The sequence below is a fragment of the Kribbella sp. NPDC054772 genome, assembly GCF_053611945.1.
In genome coordinates this window covers 56,726-65,883 of the sequence record NZ_JBSHBJ010000024.1, presented here as the reverse complement: position 1 = coordinate 65,883, position 9,158 = coordinate 56,726, and the positions used below count along the sequence as shown (strand labels likewise).

Genomic DNA, 9,158 nt, shown 5'->3' with positions numbered 1-9,158 from the left:
CCCCGCCCCGCGCCCCCCCACCCACCGCGCTCCTATCCCCATCACCACACCCCCCACCCCCCCCGGCCCTCGCGTTGAGGGGGGGCGGGGGGGGGGGGGAGCCCCCCCGCCCGCCGCGGTGCCGCGATGGGAGACACATGACGGTCACCGAGACCGAGGTTGTTCTGGAGGCCGACGGCCTCACCAAACACTTCCCGGTACGCCGGGGCATCCGCGACCTGTTCAGTCGGGACCACAAGGTGGTGCACGCGGTCGACGGCGTCCGGATCACGTTGCGCCGCGGCCGGGTGACCGCGCTGGTCGGCGAGTCCGGCTCGGGCAAGTCGACGGTCGCGCGGCTGCTCGCCCAGTTGTACGGGCGCACCTCCGGAGACATCCGCCTGCACGGCGAGTCCGTGACAGTGCGCGGCGGCCGCAAGTTCCGCGCGTACTGCCGCCAGGTGCAGATGATCTTCCAGGACCCGTTCGCCTCGCTGAACCCGACGCACACCGTGCGGTACCACCTGACCCGGTCGCTGAAGATCCACGGCCGGGACGGCGATCTCGAGCAGAACCTCCGCGCGCTGCTGGAGCAGGTGCAGCTCACCCCGCCGGAGCGTTACCTCGACAAGTTCCCGCACGAGTTGTCCGGTGGCCAGCGGCAACGGGTCTCGATTGCCCGCGCGCTCGGCGCCGATCCCGAGGCGCTGCTCGCCGACGAGCCGGTATCGATGCTCGACGTGTCGATCCGCCTCGGCGTACTGAACCTGTTGCGGGACCTGAAGGAGCGGCTGAACCTCGCCATCCTGTACATCACCCACGACATCGCCTCCGCGCGGTACTTCGCGGACGAGACGATGGTGATGTACGCCGGCCGTCTCGTCGAAGGTGGCGATTCGGAGACCGTCACGCAGAACCCCGCGCACCCGTACACCCGGCTGCTGATCGAGAGCGCGCCCGACCCGGATCGTCTCGGTCAGCTCGGTGCGCCCGAGGACCAGGCCGGTGGCGAGCCGCCGAGTCTGATCGCACCGCCGAGCGGCTGCCGGTTCAACCCGCGCTGCGTGCACGCGATGCCGAAGTGCTCGACCGACCTGCCGCCGCGCTTCGAGTTGCCGACGCCAGGTCACTGGGCCGCGTGCTGGCTCTATGAAGAGGGGGCAACGAAGTGAAGTTCCTCCTGCAGCGCATCGCGTTCTACGTGTTCACCGCGTGGGCCGCGCTGACCATCAACTTTTTCATCCCGCGGTTGATCCCGGGCGACCCGGTCACCTCGCTGATGGCGAAGTACCAAGGTCAGCTGAGCACCGAGGCGATCCACTCGCTCTACGTGCTCTTCGGCCTGGACAAGAACGCGTCGGTCTGGAGTCAGTACGTCGACTACTGGGGCCAGGTGTTCCACGGCGATCTCGGGTTGTCGTTCACGTTCTTCCCGACCCCGGTGTCGGAGATCCTGAAGCAGAGCCTGCCGTGGACGATCGCCCTGGTCGGCATCACCACCTTCGCCAGCTTCATGATCGGTACGTCGCTCGGCGTACTCGCCGGCTGGCGGCGTGGCTCGATCATGGACGGTCTGTTGCCGGTAACAACCTTCCTGTCGTCGATCCCGTACTTCTGGCTCGGCCTGCTGGCGATCACGCTGCTCGCCGGCCCGGGCAGCTTCTTCCCGTCGTCCGGCGGGTACGAGCCCGGTCTGGTGCCGAGCTTGAACGGGACGTTCATCGGCAGCGCGATCCAGCACAGCCTGCTGCCCGCGATCACGATCCTGATCTCATCGGTGAGCGGCTGGATCCTGACCATGCGGAACATGATGGTGACGGTGTCCTCGGAGGATTACATCACCGTCGCGCACGCGAAGGGCCTGCCCGAACGCCGGGTGATGGTCAGCTACGCGGCCCGCAACGCCCTGCTGCCGAACGTCTCCGGCTTCGCGCTGTCGCTCGGCTTCATCGTCGGAGGCACGCTGCTGGTGGAGATCGTCTTCTCCTACCCGGGCATCGGCTACAACCTGTTCCAGGCGGTCGGCGCCAAGGACTACCCGCTGATGCAGGGCGTGTTCCTGGTGATCACGCTGTCGGTCCTGGTGGCCAACCTGCTCGCCGACGTCGCCTACCTGCTCCTCGACCCGCGTACCCGGAAGGAGGGCTGATGACCGCCACCATCACCGCGGTGACACCCGCCGAGACGGCCGCACCAGCGAAGCGCCGCCGGTTGCGTTTCGTCGCGAACCCGAAGGCCGCGACCGGTCTGGTCGTGCTCGCGTTCTTCTGCCTGATCGCGATCATCGGCCCGTGGATCGCGCCGTACGACCCGGGCGCCCGGAGCAGCGACCTGATCCAGGCGCCGTCCGGCAAACACTGGTTCGGTACGACGCACCTCGGGCAGGACATCTTCAGTCAGGTACTCGTCGGCACCCGCGGCGTCATGTTCGTCGGGCTGCTGGCCGGTCTGGTCGCGACCGCGCTATCGATCCTGATCGGAGTCAGCGCGGGTTTCCTCGGCGGCGCCGCGGACGACAGCCTGTCCGCGCTCTCCAACGTCTTCCTGGTGATTCCGGCGCTCCCGCTGATCATCATCGTCGCCTCCACGATCCCGTCGGCCGGTGACCTGATGGTTGCCCTGGTCATCGGTTTCACGTCGTGGGCTTGGGGCGCGCGCGTTCTGCGGGCGCAAACGTTGTCCTTGCGCCGGCGGGACTACGTCGAGGCCGCGCGGGCGACCGGTGAAAGCACCTGGCGCCTGATCACCTTCGAGATCATGCCGAACCTGACCGCGATCATCGCCTCCGGTTTCGTGGGCACGGTGATCTTCGCGGTGATGTCCGAGATCACCCTGGCGTTCATCGGCATCTCGACGATCTCCGAATGGAACTGGGGCACGATCCTGTTCTGGGCGCAGAGCCAGCAGGCGCTGGCCCAGGGCGCCTGGTGGTGGTTCGTCCCGGCCGGTCTGGCGATCGCCCTGCTCGGGACGGCGCTGTCGCTGGTGAACTTCGGGATCGACGAATTCGTCAGCCCGCGGTTGCGCAGCAGCGGGCACACCCGGGTGAAGACTAAGGACGGCCACACCGTCCGGATGCGGGTCGGCTTCACTCCGGTCCTGTCGGCGAAGGACGCGCCGGCGACTCCCGTCGTACGCCGCCGTGAGGAGGAGGTCGCATGAAGCAGCCGGTATTGGAGATCAAGAACTTCCATGTCGACTACGGCCTCGGTTCTGAAGCCGTGCAGGCGGTTCGGGACGTCACGCTGACGTTGCACCGCGGTGAGGTGCTCGGCCTGGCCGGCGAGAGCGGCAGCGGGAAGTCCACCCTCGCGTACGGCGTGACGCGGCTGCTGCCGCCGCCCGGCGTGATCAGTGGCGGCTCGGTGATCTACCACCCGCCGTCGGGCGACTCGTACGACGTGATGGCGCTGACCGACGCGGAACTGCGCGCGTTCCGTTGGGCGGAGACGTCGATCGTGTTCCAGGGTGCGATGAACTCGCTGAACCCGGTGCACAAGATCTCCACCCAGATGCTCGACGTGATCAAGGCCCACGAGCCGCAACTGTCACCGCAGGCCCGGATCGCCCGGGCTCAGGAAATGCTGAAACTCGTCGGCATTTCCGCAGACCGGATGGACGCGTACCCGCACCAGTTGTCGGGCGGGATGCGGCAACGGGTCATGATCGGGATGGCGCTCGTCCTCGAGCCACAGGTGGTCATCATGGACGAGCCGACCACCGCGCTGGACGTGGTCATGCAGCGGCAGATCCTCGCGCAACTGGTCGAGCTCCGCGAACGGCTCGGATTCTCGGTCCTGTTCATCACTCACGACCTGTCGCTGCTGGTCGAGTTCTCCGACCGGATCGCGATCATGTACGGCGGCCGGATCGTCGAGGAGGCGCAGTCGAAGGACCTCTACACGGACTCGCTGCATCCCTACAGCGAGGGTCTGCTCAAGTCCTTCCCCGCACTCCGCGGCGAACGGCGCGAGCTGGCCGGGATCCCCGGTTCGCCGCCGGACCTGCGCGGGATGCCGTCCGGGTGTTCGTTCCACCCGCGCTGCCCGCAGGCGTTCGACCGGTGCTCCGTCGACATTCCGGTGCTCGGGATCCCGTCGGTGCGCAACGACCCCGACCGCTCCGTCGCGTGCTGGCTCCCCGGCCGCGTTCCCGTGGCCTAGTGCCCCGACTCAGAACACTCGAAGGATGACGATGACCTCTGAAGACCTTGTCGCAGCACTGCCCGCCGGATTCCGGTGGGGTGTCGCGACCTCGGCGTACCAGATCGAGGGCGCGATCGCCGAGGGCGGCCGGACGCCGTCGATCTGGGACACGTACTGCCGGGTGCCGGGCGCGATCGACAACGGTGACGTCGGCGACATCGCCTGCGACCACTACCACCGGATGCCGGCCGACGTCGCGCTGATCAAGGACCTCGGCCTGGACACGTACCGGTTCTCGGTGGCATGGCCGCGGGTGCAGCCGCGCGGCAAGGGCCCGGTGAACCCGGCCGGCCTCGGGTTCTACGACCGGCTGGTCGACGAGCTGCTTGCGCAGGGCATCGACCCGTGGGTGACGCTGTACCACTGGGACCTGCCGCAGGAGCTCGAGGACGCGGGCGGCTGGCCGGTGCGCGACACGGCGTACCGCTTCGCGGAGTACTCGATGCTGGTGTTCGACGCGCTGAAGGACCGGGTCGACACCTGGACCACGCTGAACGAGCCGTGGTGCTCGGCGATGCTCGGCTACGCGTACGGCGCACACGCACCGGGCCGGCGGGAATACCCGGAGGCCATCGCCGCTGTGCACCACCTGCTGCTCGGACACGGGCTCGCGACGCAGCAGATGCGCGAGGCCTCGCCGCGCAAGCTGGACATCGGCATCACGCTGAACGTCGCGACGGCGTACCCGGCCTCGGACGCCGCGCCGGATGTCGACGCCGCGCGCCGGGCGGACGGGATGGGCCGGCGGCTCTACCTCGACCCGCTCGTCCACGGGCACTACCCGGCCGACGTCGTCGCGGATCTCGCGCGCGAGGGTGTCGAACTGCCGATCCAGGACGGTGACCTGGAGATCATCTCGGCGCCGATCGACGTCCTCGGGGTGAACTACTACTTCAGCCAGAAGTTCACCGGGTACGCCGAGGACGGCAGCACCGTCGGCGCGGACGGTCTGCCGGTGAGTCGCGACATACCGCTCGGCAAACCGCGCACCGCGATGGACTGGGAGATCGTGCCCGAGGGCTTCACCGACCTGCTGGTCGGCATCGCCCGCGACTACCCCGGCCTCCCGATGGTGATCACGGAGAACGGCTCCGCCTTCGAGGACGTGCCCGACGAGAACGGGTACGTCGAGGACACCGGCCGCACCGACTACTTCACCTCACACCTCGGCGCGGTCGCCGATGCCATTGCCCAAGGCGCCGACATCCGCGGCTATCTCGCGTGGTCGCTGATGGACAACTTCGAATGGGCCTACGGCTACGTCAAGCGCTTCGGGATCGTCCGCGTCGACTACGACACCCAGAAGCGCACACCCAAGGCCAGCGCCCTTTACCTGAAGCAATTGGTCGCACAACACCGTACGAAGTAGTCACCGTCTCTCCAGGCCATCACAATCCGCCGATCCCCCACCCCACAGGCGGGAACACACGCGCAGCCCACGATTGTGATGGCCTGGAGATCCGCCGCGCCGCCGGTGCTGGCGGCATCGGACAGGAGCCGGGACGATCGGGGTATGCGCAGAATCGCCCCGTCTGCAGTCATCGTCCTGCTCGCCGCCCTGATCACCCCCACCGTCCCCGCGACGGCCGCGGCAGATCCCCCAACGGTTCCCTCGGTCAGCGGCTGGACTCCACCGTTGAGCACCCGCGGCCGGTACGTCGTCGATGCGAACGGCAACCGTTTCCGCCTCAAGTCCGGCAACTGGCACGGCGCGAGCGGTACGTGGAACGGCTCCGGTGACCAGTCCGACAACGCCAACCACCACGCCGGCGAGAACAGCAACCGGATGCCGCTCGGCCTGGACCGCGCGCCGATCGCCGGCATCATCTCCGGCTTCGCCGAGCTCGGCCTGAACAGCATCCGCCTGCAGTTCTCGAACGAGATGATCCACGACACCACCCCGGTCACCGACGCCTCCGTCGCCGCCAACCCGAGCCTGCGCGGCAAGACCCCGCTGCAGGTGTACGACGTCGTCGTACAGCAACTCACCGACGCCGGTTTCGCGGTCATCCTGAACAATCACACCAACACCACCCGCTGGTGCTGCGGCCTGGACGGCAACGAACGCTGGAACGCGAGCCAGTCGACCGAGACCTGGGAGAACGACTGGCTGTTCATCGTCAACCGCTACAAGACCAACCCACGCGTCGTCGGCGCCGACCTCTACAACGAGGTACGCCGGGATCTCCTGGACGACCCGAACTGGGGACTCGGCGACCAACACGACTGGTTCGCCGCCTCCCAGCACCTCGGCGACCGGATCCTCACCGAGGCGAACCCGAACCTGCTGATCGTTGTCGAGGGCATCAACTGGACCGGCATCCCGGCCGACGGTCTCCCGCATGACCGCCCGACACTGACACCGGCCAGGTACCTCTCGCACACGCTGGTCGCCTCCGACAAGCTCGTGTACTCCGCGCACTTCTACGACTACACCGGTCCACGGCACAGCGGTGCGACCCGGACGGGCGAGACCCACGACCCGCGGTACCGCGATCTGTCCCCCGAGGAACTCATCAGCGAACTGAACCGGCAGGCGTTCTTCGTCACCGGTGAGGAAGGTCATTTCACCGCACCCCTGTGGATCAGCGAGTTCGGCATCGGCGGTCGCGAGGAGACCGGCGCGTTGCCGCGCGCGTGGTTCGAGCACTTCGTCGACCAACTGATCCGCACCGACGCCGACTTCGCGTACTGGCCCGTCGTCGGCTGGCACAACACCACCGGCACGGACAACGGCTGGGCGCTCCTGGCCTGGGACACCGCTGGTCGGCGGATCGGTCTGTACGACGGTGACGACTGGCGAGCGTCCGCGTGGACCCGGCTGATGAACGCACCGAGCAAGACCGGACCGGTCGCCGAGACGACAGTGTGGAAGATGCTCAGCCCGGACCACGGTGACTTCGTCGAATCACTCCGGATGCGCGGCGCGGGCGACTGGGACAACGGTGCGCGCAAGGCTGCGTGCCCCGATGGGCTGCGGCTGGTCGGTCTCAGCCACACCGGCAACCGCGGACTGTGCCGCTCGGGCGGACCAGTGTGGTCGGGCGCGTATGAGGTGGTGAAGGACGAGAGCCATGTCTCCCCCGACTGGGCCTCCGGCTACACGAAGTACCAGTGCGCTCCGAACTCCTACCTGATCGGGTACGGCGTCCGCGGTGCGCGCGTGTCCTCGGTCCTGTGTGCCGGCACGTCGCAAACGCTGAGCGCCACCGGGAGGACGGTCTGGTTCGACCGTGGCGACAGCCGCAGCGACGGTGGCGGCGACTTCGCCAACGGCAACTACAAGGGTCAGTGCGCGGACGACGAGTACGTCGCCGGGGTCGCGTTCACGACGCGCGTGGGCTCGAGTGGTACCCCAGACGCCCTGTATTGCCGCAAACTCGTCGCATGACTCTTCCCGTGATCCCCGCGCCCGCGAAGACCGTCCCCGGCGATAGCACCTTCACCCTGACCGCTTCGGCAGGCGTCGCCGTCGCCGTACCGGAGCTCGCCGACGTCGCCGCCCGATTCGTCCAGGACGTCAAGGTCGACTCCGGCCTCGCGTTCACCGGCAACTCGGGCATCACCTTGGCAATCGACTCGGTGGAGGATGTTGCTCCCGCCGCCGGTCTGCGGGCCGACGGTGCAGCGGTGGACGAACGCCACGGTCTGGAGATCACGAGCGCGGGCGTCCGGGTCTGGGGCCCGACGCCCGAGGCGGTCCACCGCGGTCTGACCTCACTGCGGCAGCTCATCTCGACCCACCTCCAGGACGGTACGGCGATCCTCCCGAGCGCCCGAATCGTCGACGGACCGCGCTTCGCCTGGCGCGGTCTCTCGTTCGACGTCGTCCGCACGTTCCACGGGCCCGACGAGGTACGGCGCGTCATCGACATGCTGTCGCTGTACAAGCTGAACGTGCTGCACCTCCACCTGACCGACGACCAGGGCTGGCGGGTCGAAGTACCGAAACGCCCCGCACTGACCGAGGTGGGTGCGGCCGGGGCACTCGGAGATCGGCCGGGTGGGTTCTACACGCAGGCCGAGCTGGCGGAGCTCGTGGCGTACGCGGCCGAGCGGTTCGTGACCGTCGTACCGGAGATCGACATGCCCGGGCATACGTCGGCGGTCTTCACGGCGTACCCGGAGTTGGCGCCGGCCGAGCTGCGCACCATCGACTTCGGCAACGGGACGAGCATCCCACTCAACGCGCTCGAGCCCGACCGCCCGGAGACGTGGGCGTTCGTCGAGGATGTGCTGGATGCGGTCGTCCCGCAGTTCCCGCAGAGCGCGTACGTGCACATCGGCGGCGACGAGGCGTGGGGCATGTCCGACGAGGATCACGCAGCCTTCGTCGACAAGGCCTCGGAACTTGTCCGGGCCCGCGGCAAGCGCGTCGTCGGCTGGCAGGAAATCGCCCGCGGCGCGATCGGTCCGGACGACGTGGCGCAGTACTGGATCAGCATCGACCTCGACGCGATGGACAGCGGCGACCGGCCGGCCCCACCGGCGGATCTGCTGCCGATCATCGTCGAGCACTTCGAGAAGGCGAAGGGTGACGCCCCGAAGGCACTGGCCGCCGGAGCGCGCCTGATCGCCTCACCCACGACCTGGGTGTACTTCGACCGTCCGCACGGCGATGCGTCGTCCGATCCCGCTCAGGAGGAGGCGCGGAAACGGCTCGGCCTGGAGTTCTACGGGCCGGCGACCTTGCGCGACGGCCTGTCGTGGGACCCCGTCGAGAACACGCCCGGGGTCACCTCTCCCGATCAACTCGCCGGCGTCGAGGCCGCGATCTGGTGCGAGACGATCCTCAGCTCCGACGACCTCGAACTCATGCTGCTGCCACGCCTTCCCGGTGCCGCCGAGAAGGCGTGGTCACAGCAGACGTCCACCGATTGGCCCGAGTACGCCGGTCGGCTCGGTCGGCAGTCCACCGCGTGGCAGCGGCGTACCTGGACCTGGCTTCGCTCGACGGAAGTCGATTGGGCCTGA

7 protein-coding genes are annotated in these 9,158 nt (G+C 68.2%); all 7 read left to right on the top strand.

Annotated features, from left to right (window positions below; all coding sequences use genetic code 11):
- Positions 1-137: 137 nt before the first annotated feature.
- Positions 138-1,151, top strand: coding sequence for an ABC transporter ATP-binding protein (locus tag ACWGID_RS29555; protein WP_452202022.1), 1,014 nt, complete (start codon positions 138-140; stop codon positions 1,149-1,151).
- Entirely contained in the window at positions 1,148-2,128 is a 981-nt protein-coding gene (locus ACWGID_RS29550; protein ID WP_452202020.1) for an ABC transporter permease, read from the top strand. The genes ACWGID_RS29555 and ACWGID_RS29550 overlap by 4 nt, the downstream gene beginning before the upstream one ends.
- Positions 2,128-3,141, top strand: coding sequence for an ABC transporter permease (locus ACWGID_RS29545; protein WP_452202018.1), 1,014 nt, complete (start codon positions 2,128-2,130; stop codon positions 3,139-3,141). The genes ACWGID_RS29550 and ACWGID_RS29545 overlap by 1 nt, the downstream gene beginning before the upstream one ends.
- The gene (locus ACWGID_RS29540; protein WP_452202016.1) at positions 3,138-4,142 is read left to right on the top strand and encodes an ABC transporter ATP-binding protein; all 1,005 of its coding nucleotides are present in this window, start codon (positions 3,138-3,140) and stop codon (positions 4,140-4,142) included. Before ACWGID_RS29545 ends, ACWGID_RS29540 begins: the two co-directional genes overlap by 4 nt.
- 31 nt (positions 4,143-4,173) lie before the next feature.
- Complete coding sequence (locus ACWGID_RS29535; protein ID WP_452202014.1) at positions 4,174-5,553, top strand: GH1 family beta-glucosidase; 1,380 nt, start codon at positions 4,174-4,176, stop codon at positions 5,551-5,553.
- A gap of 144 nt (positions 5,554-5,697) precedes the next feature.
- Positions 5,698-7,575 (top strand): glycoside hydrolase family 5 protein, encoded by a 1,878-nt coding sequence (locus ACWGID_RS29530; protein WP_452202012.1) that lies wholly within the window; start codon positions 5,698-5,700, stop codon positions 7,573-7,575.
- The gene (locus ACWGID_RS29525; protein ID WP_452202011.1) at positions 7,572-9,158 is read left to right on the top strand and encodes a beta-N-acetylhexosaminidase; all 1,587 of its coding nucleotides are present in this window, start codon (positions 7,572-7,574) and stop codon (positions 9,156-9,158) included. Before ACWGID_RS29530 ends, ACWGID_RS29525 begins: the two co-directional genes overlap by 4 nt.